Source organism: Desmonostoc vinosum, assembly GCF_059505385.1.
In genome coordinates this window covers 15453-37409 of the sequence record NZ_JCACKM010000069.1, presented here as the reverse complement: position 1 = coordinate 37409, position 21957 = coordinate 15453, and the positions used below count along the sequence as shown (strand labels likewise).

The window sequence follows — 21957 nt, the reverse complement described above, 5'->3', positions numbered from 1 at the left end:
TGCGAGCGTCACCCGAAGGGGGACAAGGGAGAAATTTTTATGATAAGTGATTAGCTGGACATGATATCATTTATATTCATGAAAATAGGGAATTGGGAATTGGGAATTGTGTAATCTCTCTTTACTTCCCCGCGCCCCGTCCCCGCGTCTCTCACACCTACCGCCGTCGCTCTTGCAACTTGCGGTAAACTAATTTCAAATCAACTTGATGATGCGCCAAACCAACCAATGTATGATAAAGCAAATCTGCAACCTCACTTGCGATCGCATCTGCATCATCGTCCTTAAAAGCCATTACCACCTCAGCGGTTTCCTCACCGAGCTTTTTTAAAATTTTGTTATCACCGCCAGCAAATAACTTACAGGTATAAGAACTTTCCACAGGATTGTCGCGGCGATCGCAAATCACTTGAAATAACTGCGACAATGTATCTCCAGGTGGGGCGACGATTTTCCCATCTATTTGATGAAAACAACTACGCTCACCAGTGTGACAGGCAATATCTCCTACCTGTTCAACTCCAATCAGCAGCGCATCGCTATCACAGTCATAACGGATACTCTGTACTTTCTGAATATGTCCAGAAGTCGCCCCCTTATGCCAGAATTCTTGGCGAGAACGACTCCAAAACCAAGTTTCTCCAGTTTCTAAAGTCTTTTGTAACGATTCCTGATTCATCCACGCCATCATCAAGATGGTGCCATCCAAGTGATCTTGGACAATTGCAGGCACTAGACCCCGTTCATCGTAGCGAATTTTTTCGACAGGTACAGCGTGTTGTAATGAATGCAGATCGGTAGAAGACATACCAGCTGATTTACTTTCATGAAAATGATTCATGGTTTCACGATACCATTGTGAATAGAAAAGCTGGTATGCTTTTTCCTGAATGGTTATTGTGCAGCCTTATACTAGAGCTTTCCTTTCCATAGCGGATTGCATCTTGACAGCACTTAAAGCGACTTGGTGGGCTTTCGCTGCTTCACCATACCAATGGGACGCAGAATTAAAAGCTGCTCGATAAAGATCTTGATATGCCTCAGATAATCTCGCGCGAATTTCTAGAGGCAAATCTTGATTCGACTTGTATAACATATTGTTATTTTTTTGGTTCAGTTAATTTTATACGATAGAAGTTCTAAGCAGTTTTTAACCCTACCCTAAGATAGAGGTTTTTTATTGCCCATTGTTAGGAGAGAACCTTGGTACATACCCCGATTAAAACTACAAAATCACAAGAAATCTTCGCTACTGCCCAAAACCTCATGCCAGGAGGAGTGAGTTCTCCAGTCCGGGCATTTAAATCAGTAGGCGGACAACCCATCGTTTTTGATCGTGTTCAAGGCCCATATATTTGGGATGTAGATGGCAACCAATACATTGACTACGTTGGCACTTGGGGCCCAGCTATTTGTGGTCATGCTCATCCAGAAGTAATTGCAGCACTACATGAAGCCTTAAAAAAAGGTACTAGCTTCGGTGCCCCTTCAGCACTAGAAAACGTTCTGGCCGAAATGGTAATTGATGCTGTTCCCAGCATCGAAATGGTGAGATTTGTCAACTCTGGTACTGAAGCTTGTATGGCCGTTTTGCGGCTACTACGGGCTTTCACCCAACGAGACAAAATCATCAAGTTTGAAGGCTGCTACCACGGCCATGCTGATATGTTTCTCGTAAAAGCAGGTTCTGGTGTTGCCACACTTGGCTTACCCGACTCTCCAGGAGTTCCTAAATCAGCAACTAGCAATACCCTGACAGCCCCTTTCAACGACTTAGAAGCCGTCAAAGCCCTCTTTGCAGAAAACCGCGATGAGATTGGTGGCGTGATTCTAGAGCCGATTGTTGGCAATGCTGGGTTTATTCCTCCCGATGCAGGTTTTCTAGAAGGTTTACGGGAACTAACCCACGAACATGGTGCTTTACTTGTGTTTGATGAGGTGATGACAGGTTTTCGCATTGCCTACGGTGGTGTTCAAGAAAAATTTGGCGTCACTCCCGATTTGACAACATTAGGCAAAGTTATTGGTGGTGGTTTACCAGTAGGAGCTTATGGTGGTCGTCGAGATATTATGTCGATGATTGCCCCCGCCGGCCCTGTATATCAAGCTGGGACTCTTTCTGGCAATCCTCTAGCCATGACTGCCGGGATTAAAACCTTGGAATTGCTGCAAAAACCTGGTACTTATGAATATCTAGACCAGGTGACTAAAAAGCTAGCAGATGGCTTACTACAAATTGCTAAAGAAACTGGGCATGAAGCTTGCGGTGGTCAAATTAGCGGCATGTTCGGCTTATTCTTTACCTCTGGCCCAGTGCATAACTATGAGGATGCGAAAAAGTCTGATACAGCCAAATTCGGACGTTTCCATCGCGGCATGTTAGAGCGTGGTGTTTACTTAGCACCTTCTCAATTTGAAGCTGGGTTTACATCTTTAGCTCATACCGAGGCAGATATTGAGCAGACTCTAGCAGTCGCACGAGATGTAATGTCTAGCATCTGAAGCCCAAAAATTCAGCAACCCCGTCCAGCTGTGGCGGGTTGCTGAATTAGATCGAAAAAAATGAAACAGAGCAGGGAGCAGGGGGAGAAATAAAAAACACATATTCCCCATTCCCTACTCCCTACTCCCTACTCCCTATTCATGAACATTCACAACCAGAGTGATTACAACCTGCGCCATCTGGATGACCATTAGCACAGGCTTCGCTGCAATAGTGTTTACCATCCTTCAAAATGGCATCTTCAAGAGAAACAATGCACACACAAGACTGACAAGCACATTTCATTTGGGTTACAGTCACCATATTTTTTTCCTGCTTTCAATTAAACTAATCTCCTATATCTGAACAATCATTCAGATGTCAGTTTAAACTATAACATATGAACAGTGATTCATATGTTACTTAACATAACTTCAAATTTTCACTGTTATTCTCAGTATGTTAACTATTATCTAGTTACTTAAGCTTTCAGTAACCGTAGGACTGCTTTAGAAACTCTTCAAAGGATTTCCAGCAAAAATTACCTGGTAGAAGTTAGTAGCGATTTCAATAATGAAAAGAGAGTGTAAAACTCCCCATTATTATGCGTGCAGTGAGTTGACAGTGCATGAGCTACTGCTTAAATCCTACCTGTTTCAGTCCAGAAAATTTGGCATCTGCCCAAGAGTGTGAATCTTGTGGTTCGCGACTATTATTGCGCGATCGCTACCGGGTACTCAAGGCATTAGGTCAAGGTGGCTTCGGAGCCACATTCCTAGCCAACGATCAAGCTCTACCAGGAGAACCAAGTTGCGTAATCAAGCAGCTACGTCCCCCTGGAACCACACCACATGTTTTGCAAATGGCGCGGGAACTCTTTGAGCGAGAAGCCAAAACTTTAGGTAAGATTGGCAATCATCCTCAAGTACCAAGGCTGCTGGACTATTTTGAAGAACAAGAACAATTCTATTTAGTTCAGGAATACATCAGTGGTGCCACCCTTCAGCAAGAAATCCAACATCACGGGATTTTGAGTGAAGCTGGAGTCAAGCAATTTTTGAGCGAAACCTTACCATTGCTGCAATATATCCACGAGCGCAATGTGATTCACCGTGATATTAAGCCAGCCAATCTGATTCGCCGTACTCAAGATGCCAGAATGGTTCTCATTGACTTTGGAGCTGTCAAAAACCAAGTCTCTCAAGGTGTATCAGGTCAATCTGGTCAAACGGCATTAACCGCATACGCAATTGGTACTCCTGGTTTTGCTCCTCCAGAACAGATGGCTATGCGTCCAGTCTATGCTAGTGATATTTACGCACTGGGAGTAACATGCATTTATTTGTTAACTGGCAAAACTCCTAAAGATCTAGAATACAATCCCACAACAGGCGAAATGATGTGGGAGCAGCTTATACATATAAGTGACCATCTGACAAATGTACTGAGGAAAATGTTAGAGATTTCGGTACGCAATCGCTATCAATCAGCAGCAGAAGTTCTTAGAGCATTAGAAATGGAACCTTATCTAGAAAGTTTAGCTAAGGGGCTACTAGTTAAATCCGACACTAATTCCAAAGAAAAAACACACAATCGTCAGGAAAATTCTGCTGTTTTATGCAGCAACCATTCTGCTACTAGTGCAGGCGGCGTAGCTCAAGTAGCAGCAGCAATTCGTGCCAGAAAAGCCAAGACAGCAGAAACTGTGGGATTAACGCATCAAGGACAGATGATCGCTAAATCGACAACTTTAGCTCATAGCAATAGTAATGGTTCTCAAGGTCAGAGTTCTAAAGATGGGCGGAAGTTAGATACTCAAGGTTTGCTAACAGCCTATCTCAAAGGTAGACGGGATTTTGCCCTACACAATTTAAATTTGCTAAATCTACAAGGTGCCGACTTACCAGGAACAAATTTTCATTCTTCTCAATTGCAAAAAACCAATTTTCAGGGAGCTAATCTCCACAATAGCGACTTTGGTAAAGCCAGTCTCTCGCGAGCAAATCTCAAAGACGCTAATTTGAGCAAAGCCTACTTCAACCATGCTGATTTAGAAGGAGCAGATCTGCGAGGTGCAGACCTCAGCTATGCTTATCTTAGTCATGCTAATCTCCGGGGGGCTAATCTTTGTGGTGCTAATCTCACTGGAGCCAAAATTTCCGATGAGCAATTGGCATTAGCTAAAATTAACTGGATGACTGTGCGCCCCAATGGCAAACGAGGATTGCTGTGATTATGTAGCAATATGGTTGAGATGAGATATTTTGCATTACCTACAGCCTCAGTAAAGACGCGCCATAGTGCGTCTTTAGTGTATTTGATTATCTGAGGTTATTTTGAGGCTTTAACAATTAAAAGTAGAGACCTAGCTTAGTAAATTGTAGGTAGTAAAATTACGTAGATGTTTTTTCATTCTTTATTAAATCTTTATAGTTATTTTCTGTTACAAATAACACATTAGTATTTACAATAGTAAACAAAGTATTGGAATATTATCATAAATTATTTCTGCAAAAATGTCTGAATATTTATGACTGCTAACAAAAGTGTAACTCTCGCCTCAAGTCAAGTTATCTAAGTGATTTTAAGGATAGAGTTGAGCTTTTTAGATAACAGTAGTAAACGACAAAATAATTGTTTCTAATTGCCGACTCAAGTCAAACTATTGGCAAAAAAATAGTAAGAAAATTTTTCCGGGATTATAAGGTTTAGCAAAGATGTCCGATTTTGTACAGACAGAACTAGAAAGACGACTGTATTTATATCAAGTATTCATCAAATTGTATGAATACCATCAAAATTTTTTAGATGAAATTCTTCAATTAGAAAATCTGTATCAGCCTTCAATGAAAGGAGTAAACTCTTGTTATATAAATGGTGTAGTCGATGATGCTGCCGTCTATGTGATAACTAACTTGTGCGAAAATAAAACACAAATTTTACGACAGTCACAGCAGATATGGACAATTGGCCGTAATCCTAAAAGTGGTATCTGTATTATGAATAGATATATATCTCGTCATCATGCTGCTATTCAATATATAGATCAACAAGGATTTTATTTAATTGACTTTAACAGCACTAATGGCTCATTTGTGAATGGTGAACGTACCTATCAATCGACCCGACTGCAAGATGGCGATCGCATCCGTGTAGGTTGTATGACTTTTGATTTTTTTATAAGTCGTGGGTGCCGGACTTTGCCAACTGTAGCAATGGAGTTATTGATGCAGCTTGTGCCACAAATTACAGATAATCCAGCAGAAATTCTTACTGAAATTAGCAACAAACAAAAACTTTCAACAAAACACCCAGATGATACTGCAAAAATGTTCAAAAATCCCAACTTCATCCATAAGCTGGAAGATTGGCAACAAAAGCTGAGTGCAGAACAGAAGTCAGAAATCTTAGACCGTTTTTTCAGATCAACACTATGAAAGGGAATAGGGAATAGGGTACTTCAACAAGTTCACAGTGCAAGTCATCGCAGTGATTATTAAATAATTCGTAATTCGTAATGACGCTCGAGGACTCGCTACCGCTGCGCTAACGTAATTCGTAATGACGCGACGCTCCTGTGTCGCTCTAAGCGAAGCTATGCCGTAGGCTTTACGCTGACGCTCGTACCTCGCTACCGCTATCGAGGACTCGCTACCGCTGCGAAGCGCGTAATTAAGTTTTGTAATGGTGACTTAAACCCAAACACAAAACTAGTCGGTTAGAGAACCGGGGGACTTAAACCCACGGAACTAGTTAAACTTTTACAAAAAATGAACAGGGAACTTTCTGTTTGCTGTTGCCCGTTCCCTGTTGCCTGTCCCCTCTGAATTTTTTTCAGTAAAATTTTGACTTGAGTAACAATGCTACAAGCACAAGTAAAGCTCCATAAACTGCTATAGGATTGATATATATCAAAATATACGTATTAGCCCCTTCAAAAATTTTTTCATCCTTTAATTTCACTTATAATGAATGCCCACCTCCAATCCCTTATCCGTGCTGTAGAAGAAGCAGATTCTTCTACCCTCCTGTTAGAAGCAGTGCAGAATTTAGCAGCGGCTCGTCTGGAAGGAGCTGTTCCAACATTAATTACAGTCTTGGGTTATAACAATCCAGGAGCAGCGGTTGCTGCTGTAGATGGACTCATACAAATCGGAGAATCGGCAGTGCTTGCCCTGCTAGAACAACTAGATAGGCATAACTATTCTGCTAGGGCTTGGGCAATTCGTTCTCTAGCGGGTATTGGCGATCCTAGAGGGCTAGTAACTTTGCTGGGAGCCGCAACTGCCGATTTTGCCCTCAGTGTCCGCCGTGCAGCTGCCAGGGGTTTAGGAACAATGAAATGGCATTGGTTTCCAGAGGATCTACTAGAGATTGCTCAAGAAGAAGCCCTAGAAGCATTGCTGTTTGTAGCACAACAAGATGAAGAGTGGGTGGTGAGGTATTCCGCTGTGGTCGGCTTACAATCATTAGCAACAGCGATTTCTACTACTAATTTAGATTGGCTGTCGCAAATCCAATCGCAGTTAGAGCAGATGGCAAGCAACGATGATAGTTGGGCAGTTCGTGGACGTGTCTTTTTGGCGCAGCAGCAGCTCAAAGAGCAAACCCTCCAGTCCCAACATGTAGATCAACAGCCTTCACCGCTATCGAAAATGGATTGGGACTTGATTTTAGAGAAACTATACGATCGCAGAGTGCAAGAGAGGTTAGTTTTACCTGAAGGCGATCCGCGTCGTTATCGAGAACTGGCAGTAGCCATCGCCCAAAATACTGCTGATTCTTAACTAGTTCCGTAGGTTTAAGTTCCCCGGTTCTCTAACCGGCAAGTTTTGTGTTGGGGTCAAATCCCTGTTACAAAACTTAATTACGAATTACACGCTTCGTAGCGTTAGCGACACAGGAGCGTCGCGTCATTACGAATTACGAATTACGAATTACGAATTACGAATTACGAATTACGAATTACGAATTATTTAATCGTTTCCCGACAATGGAACAGAACAGGATCATTGAGACCGCCCAAAAGGCGTTTGACAACCTCGCTAGGGGATGGTCAACGGGAGATTTTCAGTCTTATATAAATATGCTGAGTGATGACGTGGTACTGTGGCTACCAGTTGGCAAACAACGAAGCCAACCCTTTGGGTATGAGGGTAAAGAACAGATCATCGCTAGGCTGCGATCGCATCAACAAGCAGGCGATCAGGTGATATTCAGCCCACCAGACCATGTGACTAGTAATGACACAACCGTAACGTTTGAGTTTGAAAGTCAAGGAACAATTCGCAACCAGCCTTTTAAAGGTCGGAGTGCAATTTCATTTGATGTCAAAAATGATCAAATTTACGGTGTTAGAGAGTATTTTGGTGACATCGGTTAAAACGTTCGCCTGCCAACAATTATCAAAAAGCTTGTCTTGCTGGTAACGCAATCTGAGAAAATCAGATATGAGTATTTGGCAACCTCATTTAAAAAACAACAGATATGACTGACCACTCAGAACTTACTGCAACAGATCCAGTAACCGCTCAGGAATTGACAGAGATTATTGCAGAACTAGAGGAATATCGAGAACGTTTAGTTAATGACACTTTATTAATGGCGCAACGGGCTAAAATGCTCAGATCACAAGCACTAGCTCAACTAGAGCCTGATTTAGCCAAAATTGATACCACACTTCAAGCACTTCGCGAACAGCAAGCTGTTTTGAGCGCAAGTAACTAGTGGTTCGTGTCATTAGTTCTCAGTGGTTAACAGTGGTCAGATCCCCAACTTCTTCAAGAAGTCGGGATCTTGCAACCTCTCAAAATTACTGACAGTGTTAATGAAAAAGTAATAGAGAATTGGTGATGAGTAATACGCTCAACTTTGAAACGCAATCTGAGAATGATCCCCTGTTGCTGGCTCAAGCAGAGAATGATGCTCTAATTGAGATGGTTAGTGACCAAATTACTCTTGATACCTTCAACCCTAATGACCACGAACTCATGAAGCGGATGATAGAAGGTTTAGGTGATAAACGAGGTATGGTCAGACTGCGTTTTGCAGAAACGTTGGGAGAAATTGGAGAACCAGCAACTCCATTGTTGTTAGAAGCACTAGCAAATCATTCTAATGTGGTTGTACGACGGGCTGCGGCTAAAACTCTCACAATCATTGCTGATCCGACAGCTGTACCAGCATTGCTACACGCCTTTTTGAATGATGAAGACACAGTAGTTCAAGGTTCGGCCGCTGGGGCGCTAGCGAGGACGGGTGAAGCAGCTGTGCCAGCATTATTAGAAATTTTAGCCTCGCCTGAGCATCCTGAAAGTACCAAGGGTCACGCAGCCTGGGCATTAGCATTCATCGGTTCAGAAGCGGCTGAACACTTATATAAAGCACTGAATTCCAATTCTGTAGATGTCAGATGTGCAGCAGTGGGTGCGATCGCTCATGTCGCTCAAGAACAAGCAGATGAACGTGCATGTAATGTTCTGGTATCATCTCTGACAGATCCAGCAGAAGTAATTCGCACAGAAGCAGCAGCAGCATTAGGTCAGATCAACTATCCTCCTGCCGTCCCTCATTTAATTTTGGCCCTACGGGATAGCAGTAGTGAAGTGAAAAAGGCCGCCGTGACTTCTCTGGGGAAAACAGGCGATCGCACCGCCATAGAACCATTGCAAGCCGCCCTCAATGACGAATTAGAGGTTGTGCGCTTGCTAGCTAAATTGGCGATTTCGCAAATAGAAAACCATTGATTTGTAATTCGTAATTCGTAATTCGTAGTTGGGAATTGGGAATTGGGAATTGGGAATTGGGAATTGGGAATTCTCCCCAGCCTCCTCAGCTTTTTTACTGCCTCATCTCCCTCATGACATTGAGTTGATCAGGTAATCAAGATAGGCTTTGTACTCAACCAAAGCTTGGGGAGACATGTCACGAGGAGCGCAACCGCGATCGCGCAGAAAGATTAAACCAGTAACATAAGTAGCGGTATTAATTCCCAAAGCTCTGTAAACTTCCCGTGCCCCAGCAATACCCCACTCATCTAAAGGCCCAGTTCCACCAACAACCAGGCAGTAATTAATTAACCGTAGGTAGTGAATAATATCACGTAGACACTTATTTTTTTGAATGACTGGATCTATATCTCGACCACTGCCATTAGGAAATTTGGTATAAATCGCATCAATAGCTTCTTGAGCAATGATTCTAAAGTTGTCTGCTAGCTTTTCTGCTGCTTCCATGCGAGCATTTGCTCGTTGCAAGCTTCCTTGAGCAGATTCTAAATCAGAAACGTTGGGAAAGCGGGCAGCTTGATCAGCTGCGGTAACAACTGTAGTCAAAACTGATTTCATATTTTTTAGGTGGGGAATTGGGAACTTGTACTGAGCGAAGTCGTTCGCGTAGCGTCTCCGACAGGAGAAGTATGGGGACGCGGGGACGCAGGGACGCAGGGACGCAGGGACACGGGGACGCGGGGACGCGGGGACACGGAGAAAATTTCCCCCTCATCTCCCTCATCCCCCTCATCTCCCTCATCCCCCTCATCCCTAGCCTCTCTCTAGCTGCTAGCTAATACTATTGACAACGGTGTCAAAATAGCTAGCAACTTCCGCAGCCAAGGCTGAGCATTCACCAGGGGTAAATGATTCCTGACGTTGAGCAGTATTATTCACATGGGCGACTGCACAAGCTTTCATAATCTGAACTGCACGCACAGTAGAGGTGGTGGGTACGCCTAAAGCAGTGTAGGTTTCTTTTAAACCATTCAAGCAGCGATCGCTCAAAATAGAAGCATCACCCGTTAACAATGCATAGGTAACGTAGCGCAGGATGATTTCAGCATCGCGCAAGCAAGCAGCCATTTTTCGATTGGTATAAACACCACCACCTGCACTAGTCAGACCCTCATTTTCACAAATAGCTCCTGCAACTGAGTCTGTAACAATGCAGCTAGCGTTACTAGCAATCACGTTGACAGCATCGAGGCGCTTGTTACCAGCAGCAATAAAGGATTTTAGTGCATCTAAATCTGCACCTCCAATAAACCGTCCCCCAGCATCGGCAGAAACTACAGCTTTTGAAAAGGCGTCGAACATTTCACTCTCCTGTATTTATCAGTTGTTAGTGGTTATTGATACCTCTGCGACCTTTTGCTGTATTTAACTTCTCTTATATTTGTTCACCAACTCCAAACGAGATAATGCACTTGTGGCTGACTCACGCACATAAGTGTCGGTCGATTCATCGTTAACTAAAGCTGTGAGTACCTCCGCACCCCGGCTATTACCAACAGCAGCCAACGCATTGACGATCGCAACTGCCAAGGCGACGTTATCTGTGGTTTTTAAAGTTTCAATCAAAATATCCAAAGCTGGGACGCCAATCTCGCCCAAAGCCATCGCACAGGCAATATTTACAACGGGATTGGGGTCATTGAGTGCAATTTTTAATCCAGCTAAAGTTTCCGTGGGAAGGGAAACATCTGGATAGTTGACGGCGATTTGTGCTAAGACCTTCGCACAACTGCTTCTAATGGTGACATTATCGTTGTGCAACAATGGTTCGACCACGGCGGGAGCGGCATCTGGGCCAATTACTCCCAGCGCTTTCACCGCCGCTCGCCGATAAACAACGTCTTCGTCTCCTAAAATGCTTACTAGTCGAGGAATGGTAGTTTCATCTCGGATTTCTGCAAGTTCTAGCATTGCCCGTTCCCGTAGGTGGGGATTGGGATGTTTCATTTGTTGGAAAAGTTCGTCTTGGGTCATAGGGAATTGGGGATTGGGGATTGGGGATTGGGAATTGGGGATTGGGGATTGGGAATCGGGACTGGGAAATTGGAAGTACTGAGTGAGGAGTGTTAGTTATTCCCCCTGCCCCCTGCTCCCTGCCCCCTGTTCCCTACTCCCGGTCACTGAGCGAAGTCGAAGTGCTGCCCCCTGCTGTTTCATTTGGCTTTGGCGCGAATTAACCAGTCTTCGTCATTGGCGGCGATTTCGTGGCTGCTGGTATCACCGAGTTTTTCTAGTGCCATTAGTGTGGTATACTTTAAATCCCAAATTTTGGTTTCTAGGCTTTTTTTCAGTTCGGGAATGGCACGTGGATCGCCTAGTTCACCAAGGGCGATCGCAGCTGCGGCACGAGATTTTTGAAACTGCGGTTGGGTGTTGTGCAGTGCTTCCACTAACAGGTCATAAGCGGGGGCATGTTTAAGCCAGCCGAACAATTTCACTACATGAAAATGGGCCCCATAATCATTGTTGGCTTCTTCTGCATAGGTGGCAAAGAGAGCAGATGGCGCAGTCTCTGCATAATTTTCCAAAATAGTTTTTGTCGCCAGATAGCAACGCCCAAAGTCGGTGTCATACAACTCTCGCACTAGAAATGGTAAGGCTGGTAGTTGGTTATAGCTATGTACTAAATCCAAATCTTGGGGATGATCGCGCAATGTTTGCTCTAAATAAGGTTGAATCTCACCAAAAGTCATTGCTCTGTTGGGGATAGCTACTTCCGCTAGCATCCGAATCCCTCGCAAACGAAAGATAATAGATACTGGACAGCGAGCAATGCTGGGAATTGCGTCATAATATTTTGCATCGATCAAGTCTTGAATCGACAACCGACGGGCAAAAACATTGGGGTGTTGCAATAGAGCAACCACCTTTTCCATATAAGTATAATCTCTGGTGAATCGGCAAACGGCGGCGATCGCTGCACTCGCTGTGGGTGCATCCTCAGCGTCGATAAATCTGCGGATTCTCTCTATTGCTGGTTCATAATCCAACTTAGTTAGAGTATGGATAATCACCCGATAAGTTTGCCCTGGCTTGTCTAGCAGTTGAGCGACTTCTTCTAAGATTTCTGAATTTTGGGTACCAATTTCACCAATTGCCCAAACGGCATTTTCTACGGTGTAGCAGTCTTCATCTGCTAAACAGGTGCGAATCACAGGTAGGGCTTGCGTTGCTTGTAGCCGTCCCAAGATTTCTACTGACTTCCGTCGCACGATGCGGTTATCTAAAGATGGGTCATTTTTCTCAATTGCTCTCATCAAAGCATTAATCGAGCGTTCCGTGGGAAAGTTCACTAAATGAGAAGCTGCGATATAACGGGAATCATCCTCTTCTACCTCGTCTTGGGGTGTATCCAAAAGAGCAATAGCTTCGTCTTCTGTGAGATTGAAAATATTAAAAAAACGTTTATCCATAAAACTAGGGGTGTAGAAAACCGTTACATAAGACTTACCCAAAGTTACCCAGTGCTAGAATTAGTTACCAAAACAAATTCAACTTCGACTTTGGTGCTTACTTCCTGCTTCAATCTGGAGATGTCGGCATCAACCAGTCCACAGGCTAACACTGTCTAACTGACAGCTTTACTCACGCCACTTGCTACAACCGGGGGAACCCCGGCAACGCAGTGGCTCAAATTAATTGCAGCGTTTAAATCACGGTCAATCACAAAATTGCAACAATTGCATTCAAACACTCTTTGTGATATCGAGAGTGTTTCTTTTTTGGTTCCGCAATTAGAACAAGTCTTAGAGCTTGGGAACCATCGGTCAACGATAACAAGCTTAGAACCATACAGTTGACATTTATAAGTCAATTGGCGACGGAATTCGTAAAATCCCATATCAGCAATTGCCTTTGCAAGTTGATGATTAGCCAGCATTCCAGATACATTGAGGTCTTCAATTACTACAGTGCCGTGGTTCTTGGCAAGTAGAGTAGTCAACTTGTGTAATGAATATGCGCGGCTATTGGCTATTTTTCTATGAAGCCTAGCTATCTGCATCTGTGCTTTTTTCCAGTTAGCTGAACCTTTAACTTTGTGGCGATTTAACCATTGTATTCTAGACAATTTAGCTTCGTACTTTTTGTAGGACTTTGCACCTTGGATTACTTCACCCGTGCTGAGTGCTGCCAAGGATTTAACACCAAGGTCAACACCTACAACATCTATTGCTACAAGCCATTTGTGCAAGTCAATAGCAGTGGGAAATTTAATTTTAGAATCGGGATTAGCTTTGTTATGGTCAAGTATCTGTTTTGTCAAACCAAGACCCCAATTCCAAGCATGACGTGCTACACCACAATGTTTCATTAATGCTGTGCGTTGTTGATTATTCAACTTCAATTCAGTCTTGAAACCTAGCAGCACGGTAACTCCTTAATCCACCTAATCAAACCGAATAAAGATTAAAAAGCTCCAAAATGACTAACAATAGGGACTTTTGTTCAAAAATTATGTTACAGTTTTAATCCCTTGGCTTACATAAAAACAAGCCTGGGGATTCTTTGCCAGTACTCAACCTTAATTAGGTAAAGCAACACGCCAAGAGTCCTCAGGCTTGTATAGGAGTAATCTTACTCCGTCACGAAATCACAAGTCTAGCAATTTAACTATGACAGAGAGTTGATTGCGTAGTCGAGAAGAGCATTGTATTCAACCAATGCTTGAGCGGACAAATCACGAGGAGAGCAACCGCGATTGCGAGCAAATCTTAGTGCTTCAACGTAAGGAGCTGTTGGCAAGTTGAGAGCGCGATAAACTTCACGCTGACCAGCAATACCCCACTCATCCAATGGGCCAGTACCACCAACGATTAAGCTGTACTGGATAAGGCGCAAGTAGTGCTTGATGTCGCGCGCACACTTGTCTTTGAAAACTTGGGTGGAGTTAGCTTCACCTTCGTTGTTCAGGTAAGGATACTTTTTGATAGAAGCATCATAAGCTTCTTTTGCTACTGCATCTAGATTGTTAGCTAGCTTTTCAGCAGCTTCCAAACGAGCGGTAGCGCGTTGAATGCTACCTTGAACTGATTCTAGATCAGAGGTGCTGGGGAAACGACCTGCTGCATCAGCAGCTGTGATCACTGTGGTAACAACTGATTTCATGCTTATATCTCCGAATGGATGCTTTCAGAACGTCTCGGTAATCGTTTTGAATTTCGAGTTTTGAGTTCAAGTCTCTAACTCGTGATTTTTTGAGGACTAGCTCAGTGCAGAAATAACACGATCAAAGTAGCTAGCTGCTTCAGCGGTTAATGCAGAGCAATCGCCCTTCGCAGAACCCATGCGGCGGAAACGCTTACCACCGTTAGCTTCGGTGTTGGTGTCGTTGATGTGAGCCAAGGAGCTAGCTTTCATGATTTGAACAGCACGCACGGTTGAGGTGGTGGGTACGCCTAATGCAGCGTAGGTTTCTTTTAAACCATTCAAAGCGCGATCGTCTAGTACGGAAGCATCACCAGAGAGTAAAGCGTAGGTGATATAGCGGAGGAGGATTTCACCATCGCGTAAGCAAGCTGCCATACGACGGTTAGGATAGCAGTTACCACCAGCTTGGATCAAGCCTTGGTTTTCGCAGATCATTCCAGCAATTGCATCAGAAACGATACAGCTAGCGTTGCTAGCGATCGCACTTACTGCATCTAAACGCTTGTTGCCTTCAGCTAAAAAGCCTTTCAAAGAAGAAATGTCAGCACTGCTGAGTACGGAAGTGCTAGCATCTGCCGAGACTACAGCTCTAGAAAAAGCATCAAGAACCATTGAGCTCTCCTTGTTAGTAAATCGGGGTATCGCTTGTTTGTTTAACAAGACATCTAGAACATAAAAGATGACGGGTATCTCAGTCTCAGTTATGAGAAACAAAGCAACAATCCTTAACATTTGAGAATAGGGAACGCTCCCTCCGGGAGTAGGGATTAGGGTAATAGGGAATTCGTAATCTCCCTCATCCCCCTCATCCCCAAAAGAACAACCCCCAGTCAGAGCAATTCTAAATGGGGGGAAATGAAGGGAATTTTATAAGTACTAGGGGGGAGCAGAGCAAGTGTTGATATAAGTTTAAATTATAGCTAAACCTGCTTGAGCAGATGTTTAATGACGTTTTCTTTGATCATCAATTGTCTCATTAATTCTAGGACAAAGGTTTGAGATTGCTCTTGGCTCAATCTCTTGACTTGGTCTTCATAAACTTTGAGGTTGAAACTTTGCTCCAAGCTAAGTTCGATTGGTATATCCATAACATTCACTCTCCATCTATTCACAGTGTTGTTTTATGCAACTTCCTACAATAAGGTTAACAAAAGTAACACATACTTGACAAGTGGGCACTTTTAGACGTTTCCGAATAAAAGATTGAAATAGAATAGTACTGAGCTAACATTGATGTTACAAATATTTTCTGTTCATCCTTGTTTTCTCACATCTGCCGCAGTTATTAATTGTTGAGTGCGGATGCTCAGCCTTTGCGGATATTTCGGTTTATCTTTGGTATGAATAAGCCTTTTGCGTAGGGAATAAGAAAGAGGGAATGGTGATTAAATCTACCTTTACTTGGATACTTGCACCATTATTTCTTTCTAGCTTCAGGCTTCTAGAGTTTTATGATATTGATAGTGGAAGTTTTGCTAGTTAATCAGGGGTCAGTTCTTAACTGTTCTGTGATTGCTGTTTTTGATTCCTTATTCTCTATTCCTGGAAGTTTATGGATGCAATGGAGTTTTTTCAACTTAGTACTGGCAAGTGGCGATCGCAACGAACCACACACCACTTAGCCTTCAAACGCTCTGAAAAGGGTGAATCTGAAATTTACATCGAAGCTCTAAGATCTGATGATCCTAAAGTGATTGAAATCTGTCAACTCCATGAGTTTGACCCTAGTTTGGCAGTTGGTGGAGCTTATGTAACCTGGCAAGGCTCAATGGGATGGGATAGAGAAGAAGAAAACCACGAAGGTTCTACAGTATTTGCACTAGTACCAGATACTTCTGATGGTAGACAGGGGACGCTGTTGCGAGAGCGGGGTTACGCTGAAATTGTCCCGGTGGCTGGTCGCTATCATATGGATGACGAGGATGGTTTGGTGTTAACTACCGAATACGAAACCATGAGTTCTATCGAAAGATTTTGGTTTGCCAGCCCTAGCTTGCGGATGCGGACTAGTACAGTCAAGCGTTTTGGTGGCTTCAGTACTGCTACATTCTGTACAGAATTCCGTGTAGAAGATGCCTCAGAGGTAGATGCATCTAACCTCTCAAACCAAACCACAGTCCAGACTCAGAACGCCATTGAACCTACAAAATTCTTATCCTTCCTTGGTTGGTAAGTTACTGATTACAACTAGCGTCGATCCCTTTACTAGGGGATTAGATTATCTCTATGGCGCTCGTAGCCTAGCTCTAGACCCAGAAATGGTAGATGTGGTTTACGACATGGACAAGCGCATTCCTATCTGTACTTGGATCGGCCAACACATTGATGCAGTCAACGCGTCACTCAATGCCTGTCTCCAGGCTTGCCATGACTGTTTTCACCCTTGGGAACAGTGTGCAATTCAGATATTTGCAGCTCCCCTGGCTCAATCCTTTAGAATTGATGGACTCTGTAATCTTCAGACAAATCCCATGACAATTCTGATTGATGTCGGACGCATAGTACAGGAAGACTGGCTAGCTCTGGTTATCCATGAATACGCTCATGCTCATGCCGGTTCGCCTGGTCATCACCAGGAGTTTGCTAAATCTCTAGCTCACCTATGCTTAGGATTAGCGATCGCCCCTCCCCCCTGTCAACTAGCTAAGGAAACTAGCTTCTTACGGTCTTACCCTTACTGTCGCTCAACTCCAGATCCATTGGCATTTTGGCGTGGTGAAGGGTGAGGGAGCAGGGGGCAGGGGGAAAAACTACTAACACTCATTCCTCACTCAGCACAGGCTAAACGCCCCGCTACCGCGCTTCAGACTTAGCACTCCCAATCCCGAGTCCCAAAAAAATGAAACCAAAGCTAAGTTATGTAACGCTTCATTAAACTAAATCGAATAAAACACCCCCTTAACCGTATGATTGTGATTAATTATGAAAAATATTTGTAAGGAAAGGGAGTTTTTTCGGCGTGGCAATTCCTCTTTTAGAGTATTCCCCATCCTCTCAGAATCAGCGTGTTGTCGGGTACGAAATTGCAGGGGATGAGAAACCCAGGTTCTACTCCACAGAAAATCTGCTTTCCCCAACGGAATTGGATGATCTGATTGAAGCTGCATATCGTCAGATTTTCTTCCATGCCTTTGCTGCGGATCGCGAACGTTTTCTGGAGTCCCAACTCCGCAGTGGTCAAATTACTGTCAGAGACTTTATTCGCGGCTTACTGCTTTCTAATACCTACAAGCGCAGTTTCTACGACCTCAACAGCAACTATCGCTTTGTTGAGCAAACAGTACAGCGAGTCCTTGGTCGTGACATTTACGATAATAGAGAAAAGCTTGCTTGGTCTATCGTTGTTGCTACAAAGGGTCTCAAAGGTTTTGTGGATGACCTACTCAACAGCGATGAGTATTTAGAAGCCTTCGGTTACGACACAGTTCCCTACCAACGCCGTCGAGTTCTACCCGGACGAGCAGAAGGCGAAAGACCTTTCAACATTAAGTCTCCCCGCTACGACGACTACTATCGCAGTAAGCTTGGCTTCCCACAAGTTGTGTGGCAAACTATTGTCCGCAGCTACGTTCCTCAAGACAAGCAAGCTACAGCAGGTAATCCATCTCTATTCTTAGACATGGCGCAGAGTATCAATCCCCGTGGCAATTTACCTCAACAACTCTCGGCGCAGAACATTGATTATGAGCAATCTGTACCTTATCGCAAGTTATCTGGAGTGAGATAGGTAGAGATTTTCTCTAAGAGATTACTGCTTGTAGGGTGGGCATTGTAATGCTCACCCTATTGTGTTTTTGGATACAAAACTTTATCCCAATCCTCAAGCAATTTCTTCATTCTTGGCACTAAATCCTAACTCCATCAGTGCCTTGCGAATTTTAGCTTTAGAAGGACGGATTTTGGGGGGGGTTAATCCCATTTCTCTAGCAGTCTCAAACATTTCTCGCATCAACATATCTAGAGAATTATCATTTACATCCTCTGGGAGTTTCTCAATTCTGCCTTCGTAAGCCAATGTATAAAGCTCTAGGTGGTGCATATCCATAGCCCTAGCCAGCTTCCTCAAGGTTTCAGGTGTGGGACAAGTTCCCTTAAAGCAGGCTCCTCTTAGCCTGGGTTGAGGAATACCAGACAACTCCGCTAAACGGTTCATACTAATACCCTGTTCTTCCAGGTGTTGAAGGATTAACCGTCCCAAAGGGGAGCAATCTTCAGATTTTATTTGCAACCTTGCTGGCATTGTTTCAGTATCAAAAGGATACGCTTATCTACAGGATAAACTGTTAAACATTTAATTTGCAATCACAAAATTTTTTTGTAATCTAATTTACTATTTCATTAATATAGGACTCCTATTTGATTTGGTGAAAAAACTCCGTACACCTTAAAAAGGTTGATTCCGTTACATAAAACCTGCTCAAAACTATTCAACAATACTCTTTTCTATACAAGATAACTAGAACTATTTTGATTGCTTTGAGTTTCGTTTATTTCCTGCTTCATTCTGGTAGTGTCGGCACTATCCAGTCCACAGGCTAACACTGTCTAACTGACAGCTTTGCTCACGCCACTTCCTTCAACGGAGGGAACCTCCGCAACGCAGTGGCTCACGCCACTTGCTACAACCGGGGGAACCCCGGCAACGCAGTGGCTCAAATTGATTGCAGCGTTCAAATCGCGGTCAATCACAAAACCGCACTCGGAACATTCAAACACTCGCTCGCTTAAAGTGAGTGTTTCTTTTTTGGTTCCACAATTTGAACAAGTCTTGCTAGAGGGAAACCATCTGTCAACTACAACTAGCTTGGAACCATACAGTTCACACTTGTAGGTCAGTTGTCTACGGAACTCAAAGAAACTCATGTCAGCTATTGCTTTAGCCAGCTGATGATTTGCCAACATTCCTGATACATTGAGGTCTTCTATCACTATTGTGCCGTGGTTCTTGGCTAGTAGTGTGGTGAGCTTATGCAATGAATATGCGCGGATGTTGGCAATCTTTGTATGCAGTCTGGCTATCTGCATCTGTGCTTTTTTCCAGTTAGCTGAACCAGTAATTTTATGCCGATTCAACCATTGCATTCTAGACAGTTTTGCTTCATATTTTTTGTACGACTTAGCTCCTATAACTATTTCACCTGTTGATAAAGTTGCTAGGTTTTTCACACCAAGGTCAACACCTACAACATCTGTATTGTCTAGCGTTTGAGTCTCTACATCAAACCTGAAACTAATAAACCATCTGTCAGCTTGGCGGCTAATTGTTACAGACTTAGTTAATACCTGTGGTAGTCGTTCATAGGTTTTGAGGACACCAATAACAGGTACTTGAATCTTGTTGCTACCTTTGATTTTGACTGAGCCTTCGAGTGTGAAAGAGTCTCGTTGACCTTTTTTCTTGAAACGAGGAACACCAGCAGTCTTGTGAAAGCAACGTTTCCAAGATTCACGCAACGCCATTAATGCTTGCTGTGGTGTACTTTTAGAACATTCGTAATACCATTCATTCTCAGACTTCACCAATGCCACCAACCATTTATGTAGGTCAATTGCAGTTGGAAATTTCATCTTGGAATTGGGATTATCTTTGTTATGGTCGAGTATTTGCTTTGTTAATGCGAGTCCCCAATTCCAAGCATGACGAGCTACACCACAATGCTTCATTAATGCTATGCGTTGCTGATTATTCAGTTTCAATTCAGTCTTGAAACCTAGCAACATTTAAACTACCTCCTTAACTACTTGAGTCATGCCATCAATTAATTTTTTGTTTTTCTTGCTTCTACTTGCACTTGGCCTACTAAATCTTCTTTTTGGTCGTGACTGCTAACACGAGCGTAATTAATAATCTATTATCTCCTCATTTCGGAAAAAATGACAACATGTGATCAGGAATTAAGTTACAGTTTCAAACCCTACTCCCCACTCCCTACTCCCCGCCTACGTAAATAATTTCATTAATCAAGTCAGATTCCTATAGTTTATATGAAAAACTTGTAATTTATATTACATTTTTGGAGCCAGTGACAAAGAAAGTTAAGTTTTCATACCAAACACCTTGGTCTGTTGCCATTGACTCAATTTGCTGGCGATACTCAGCCTTTAACACTTCTATCTGCTCTAATGATAATTGTGACAAGGGATTTTCTCTAGGATGAAACCATCGTCCATCCCATTGTTTAGCTTGATTAAGCTGACGATAAAAACCAAGTTGTTTGGTCTTAATTTTAATGTCTTGAAAACCAGCTTCTCGTAATAAATCATGGCATTTTTGAGGAGTACCTGTTAGCTCATTAATGTTAGAGAGTGAAATACCATTTTTCGCACAAACGGTAATGATGATTGGTGCTTCACAAGATTGATTAGAGCAACAAGAAAATCCGATCATGCCACCTTTTTTCAGAAAAAGATACCATTTACGTAAAGCAGCAGGAATATCTTGAAAATAGACTAATGCTGTAGAACAAAGAATTACATCAAAACTCTCTTTATTAAATTCAAGATATTCGGCATCTGCTTCAATTAATTTAATATTTTGCAACCCTAAAACTTTAATTTTTTGTTGTGCTTGAGCAAGCATTCCTGATGAAAAATCTACTGCAATTACTTCGCCTAAAGACCCAACCATTTGTGCAGCCGCAATGGCGATAATACCTGTTCCGGTTGCCAAATCTAATATTTTTTGTCCTTTTTGGAGTTTAACTAGCTCTAATAAAGGTAGAGCGCGGCGAATAGTGTAATCGTCATCATAGCTGTTTCTACTATTAAAAAAATTAATTACTTCTTGCTTGTATTGCTGTTCGTATTGGTTATTATCCATACAATTACTGCTGGTTAAGTATTTTAATTTCTGCTTTGATATTTAATCTGGCAATGTTTTCTTTTGTGTCGAACATTAAAGGTGTAAAGTAAATACGCTGTCGCTGCAAAAACTTTTCTAGAACTTGCCGACGACCTACTCTATATTCTGCTTGTGGTATCCAAATATATTCCTGTCGAATAGCATGAGCGTATTCTTGATATCTAATTGGGGGAGTAGCCAAAATGGCTAAATCGGCATCAAGTAAAACTTGGCTATCAAAGTCATCTACGGCAGCTTGGTGATGTTTAGTATTTAAAATCAGACGAGTCACATAGGTTATAGTGTTTGCTGGAATACCCAAGCTACTCAACCATTGAACAGCATAGTTTGCACTTTTTTCTTCATTATTCGGAGATTGAGTGTCATATACTACATCATGAAACCAGGCGGCAAGTTGAACAGCAATTAAGTCGTTGGTATGGGCTTGCAAAGTTTGAATTGTGTTAAGGACGTGATGAATGTGTTTTAGTGTATGGTAGTGGCGATTAGGGTTAGAATAAGCTTCAACTAAATATGTGAAGACTTTCTCGACTGTTATTGGATCGACTTCAAAGGGTTGGAGTGTTTGTTGCCAGTTAAGAAATAGGCTGTTATGCATTTTGCATATTGATTGCAATGTCTCTACAATGGTTTGTCTGTGATACTGACTTTCTTATAAATCTTTTTTTGCCGGGCTA

26 protein-coding genes are annotated in these 21957 nt (G+C 42.8%); 11 read left to right on the top strand and 15 right to left on the bottom strand.

Going from position 1 to position 21957, the window contains the following annotated elements; genetic code table 11:
* Positions 1–157: 157 nt before the first annotated feature.
* A complete protein-coding gene (gene hisIE / locus AC5JMF_RS12295) occupies positions 158–808 on the bottom strand; it encodes a bifunctional phosphoribosyl-AMP cyclohydrolase/phosphoribosyl-ATP diphosphatase HisIE (RefSeq protein ID WP_495795999.1) in 651 nt (216 codons plus the stop codon).
* Between the two features lie 99 nt (positions 809–907).
* The gene (locus AC5JMF_RS12290) at positions 908–1096 is read right to left on the bottom strand and encodes a ChaB family protein (protein WP_495795998.1); all 189 of its coding nucleotides are present in this window, start codon (positions 1094–1096) and stop codon (positions 908–910) included.
* A 107-nt stretch (positions 1097–1203) separates the two neighbouring features.
* Here AC5JMF_RS12290 and hemL point away from each other — a divergent pair, with 107 nt between their 5' ends.
* Positions 1204–2502: a glutamate-1-semialdehyde 2,1-aminomutase gene (gene hemL / locus AC5JMF_RS12285; protein WP_495795997.1), complete on the top strand. Its 1299-nt coding sequence runs from the start codon at positions 1204–1206 to the stop codon at positions 2500–2502.
* A 139-nt stretch (positions 2503–2641) separates the two neighbouring features.
* On the opposite strand, the gene AC5JMF_RS12280 is transcribed toward hemL, so the two are convergent.
* Positions 2642–2806, bottom strand: coding sequence for a metallothionein (locus tag AC5JMF_RS12280; protein WP_495795996.1), 165 nt, complete (start codon positions 2804–2806; stop codon positions 2642–2644).
* Positions 2807–3110: 304 nt separating this feature from the next.
* Between AC5JMF_RS12280 and AC5JMF_RS12275 the strand changes: the two genes are divergently transcribed.
* The 6 genes from AC5JMF_RS12275 (at position 3111) to AC5JMF_RS12250 (ending at position 9228) form a co-directional block, all read left to right on the top strand.
* Entirely contained in the window at positions 3111–4715 is a 1605-nt protein-coding gene (locus tag AC5JMF_RS12275) for a serine/threonine-protein kinase (RefSeq protein ID WP_495795995.1), read from the top strand.
* A 484-nt stretch (positions 4716–5199) separates the two neighbouring features.
* Entirely contained in the window at positions 5200–5919 is a 720-nt protein-coding gene (locus tag AC5JMF_RS12270) for an FHA domain-containing protein (protein ID WP_495795994.1), read from the top strand.
* A 531-nt stretch (positions 5920–6450) separates the two neighbouring features.
* The gene (gene cpcF / locus AC5JMF_RS12265) at positions 6451–7269 is read left to right on the top strand and encodes a C-phycocyanin alpha-cysteine-84 phycocyanobilin lyase subunit CpcF (RefSeq protein ID WP_495795993.1); all 819 of its coding nucleotides are present in this window, start codon (positions 6451–6453) and stop codon (positions 7267–7269) included.
* A gap of 206 nt (positions 7270–7475) precedes the next feature.
* On the top strand, positions 7476–7865 hold the full coding sequence (locus AC5JMF_RS12260; RefSeq protein ID WP_495795992.1) for a nuclear transport factor 2 family protein: 390 nt from the start codon (positions 7476–7478) through the stop codon (positions 7863–7865).
* A 104-nt stretch (positions 7866–7969) separates the two neighbouring features.
* A complete protein-coding gene (locus tag AC5JMF_RS12255; protein ID WP_495795991.1) occupies positions 7970–8209 on the top strand; it encodes a DUF8630 family protein in 240 nt (79 codons plus the stop codon).
* Positions 8210–8334: 125 nt separating this feature from the next.
* Positions 8335–9228 (top strand): HEAT repeat domain-containing protein, encoded by an 894-nt coding sequence (locus AC5JMF_RS12250; protein ID WP_495795990.1) that lies wholly within the window; start codon positions 8335–8337, stop codon positions 9226–9228.
* A 111-nt stretch (positions 9229–9339) separates the two neighbouring features.
* On the opposite strand, the gene cpeA (AC5JMF_RS12245) is transcribed toward AC5JMF_RS12250, so the two are convergent.
* From cpeA (AC5JMF_RS12245) to AC5JMF_RS12210, 8 genes are all read right to left on the bottom strand, one after another.
* Complete coding sequence (gene cpeA, locus AC5JMF_RS12245) at positions 9340–9828, bottom strand: C-phycoerythrin subunit alpha (RefSeq protein WP_495795989.1); 489 nt, start codon at positions 9826–9828, stop codon at positions 9340–9342.
* A 213-nt stretch (positions 9829–10041) separates the two neighbouring features.
* Positions 10042–10572 (bottom strand): phycoerythrin subunit beta, encoded by a 531-nt coding sequence (cpeB, locus tag AC5JMF_RS12240; RefSeq protein WP_495795988.1) that lies wholly within the window; start codon positions 10570–10572, stop codon positions 10042–10044.
* A gap of 63 nt (positions 10573–10635) precedes the next feature.
* Positions 10636–11244, bottom strand: a complete 609-nt coding sequence (locus AC5JMF_RS12235) for a HEAT repeat domain-containing protein (RefSeq protein WP_495795987.1) — start codon at positions 11242–11244, stop codon at positions 10636–10638.
* Positions 11245–11423: 179 nt separating this feature from the next.
* A complete protein-coding gene (cpeY, locus tag AC5JMF_RS12230) occupies positions 11424–12683 on the bottom strand; it encodes a C-phycoerythrin alpha-cysteine-82 phycoerythrobilin lyase CpeY (RefSeq protein ID WP_495795986.1) in 1260 nt (419 codons plus the stop codon).
* 155 nt (positions 12684–12838) lie between these two features.
* Entirely contained in the window at positions 12839–13639 is an 801-nt protein-coding gene (locus AC5JMF_RS12225) for an RNA-guided endonuclease InsQ/TnpB family protein (protein WP_495795985.1), read from the bottom strand.
* Positions 13640–13881: 242 nt separating this feature from the next.
* A complete protein-coding gene (gene cpeA / locus AC5JMF_RS12220) occupies positions 13882–14376 on the bottom strand; it encodes a C-phycoerythrin subunit alpha (protein WP_495795984.1) in 495 nt (164 codons plus the stop codon).
* Positions 14377–14472: 96 nt separating this feature from the next.
* Positions 14473–15030 (bottom strand): phycoerythrin subunit beta, encoded by a 558-nt coding sequence (gene cpeB, locus AC5JMF_RS12215; protein ID WP_495795983.1) that lies wholly within the window; start codon positions 15028–15030, stop codon positions 14473–14475.
* 308 nt (positions 15031–15338) lie between these two features.
* A complete protein-coding gene (locus AC5JMF_RS12210) occupies positions 15339–15506 on the bottom strand; it encodes an NblA/ycf18 family protein (protein ID WP_495795982.1) in 168 nt (55 codons plus the stop codon).
* Between the two features lie 363 nt (positions 15507–15869).
* Here AC5JMF_RS12210 and AC5JMF_RS12205 point away from each other — a divergent pair, with 363 nt between their 5' ends.
* The 4 genes from AC5JMF_RS12205 (at position 15870) to AC5JMF_RS12190 (ending at position 18145) form a co-directional block, all read left to right on the top strand.
* Positions 15870–16040 (top strand): hypothetical protein, encoded by a 171-nt coding sequence (locus AC5JMF_RS12205; RefSeq protein ID WP_495796000.1) that lies wholly within the window; start codon positions 15870–15872, stop codon positions 16038–16040.
* Complete coding sequence (locus AC5JMF_RS12200; protein ID WP_495795981.1) at positions 15971–16591, top strand: phycobiliprotein lyase; 621 nt, start codon at positions 15971–15973, stop codon at positions 16589–16591. Before AC5JMF_RS12205 ends, AC5JMF_RS12200 begins: the two co-directional genes overlap by 70 nt.
* Positions 16554–17144 carry a hypothetical protein gene (locus AC5JMF_RS12195; protein WP_495795980.1) on the top strand — a complete coding sequence of 197 codons (591 nt, stop codon included), beginning with the start codon at positions 16554–16556 and terminating at the stop codon, positions 17142–17144. The genes AC5JMF_RS12200 and AC5JMF_RS12195 overlap by 38 nt, the downstream gene beginning before the upstream one ends.
* Before the next feature lie 233 nt (positions 17145–17377).
* Positions 17378–18145 (top strand): phycobilisome rod-core linker polypeptide, encoded by a 768-nt coding sequence (locus tag AC5JMF_RS12190; RefSeq protein ID WP_495795979.1) that lies wholly within the window; start codon positions 17378–17380, stop codon positions 18143–18145.
* A gap of 93 nt (positions 18146–18238) precedes the next feature.
* On the opposite strand, the gene AC5JMF_RS12185 is transcribed toward AC5JMF_RS12190, so the two are convergent.
* The 4 genes from AC5JMF_RS12185 to AC5JMF_RS12170 all read right to left on the bottom strand — a co-directional run bounded on the left by AC5JMF_RS12185 (position 18239) and on the right by AC5JMF_RS12170 (position 21878).
* The gene (locus AC5JMF_RS12185) at positions 18239–18658 is read right to left on the bottom strand and encodes a helix-turn-helix domain-containing protein (protein ID WP_495795978.1); all 420 of its coding nucleotides are present in this window, start codon (positions 18656–18658) and stop codon (positions 18239–18241) included.
* Positions 18659–18963: 305 nt separating this feature from the next.
* Positions 18964–20139: an RNA-guided endonuclease InsQ/TnpB family protein gene (locus AC5JMF_RS12180; RefSeq protein ID WP_495795977.1), complete on the bottom strand. Its 1176-nt coding sequence runs from the start codon at positions 20137–20139 to the stop codon at positions 18964–18966.
* A 280-nt stretch (positions 20140–20419) separates the two neighbouring features.
* Positions 20420–21238, bottom strand: a complete 819-nt coding sequence (locus tag AC5JMF_RS12175) for a class I SAM-dependent methyltransferase (RefSeq protein ID WP_495795976.1) — start codon at positions 21236–21238, stop codon at positions 20420–20422.
* Positions 21239–21242: 4 nt separating this feature from the next.
* Positions 21243–21878: an HD domain-containing protein gene (locus AC5JMF_RS12170; protein ID WP_495795975.1), complete on the bottom strand. Its 636-nt coding sequence runs from the start codon at positions 21876–21878 to the stop codon at positions 21243–21245.
* Positions 21879–21957: the final 79 nt, after the last annotated feature.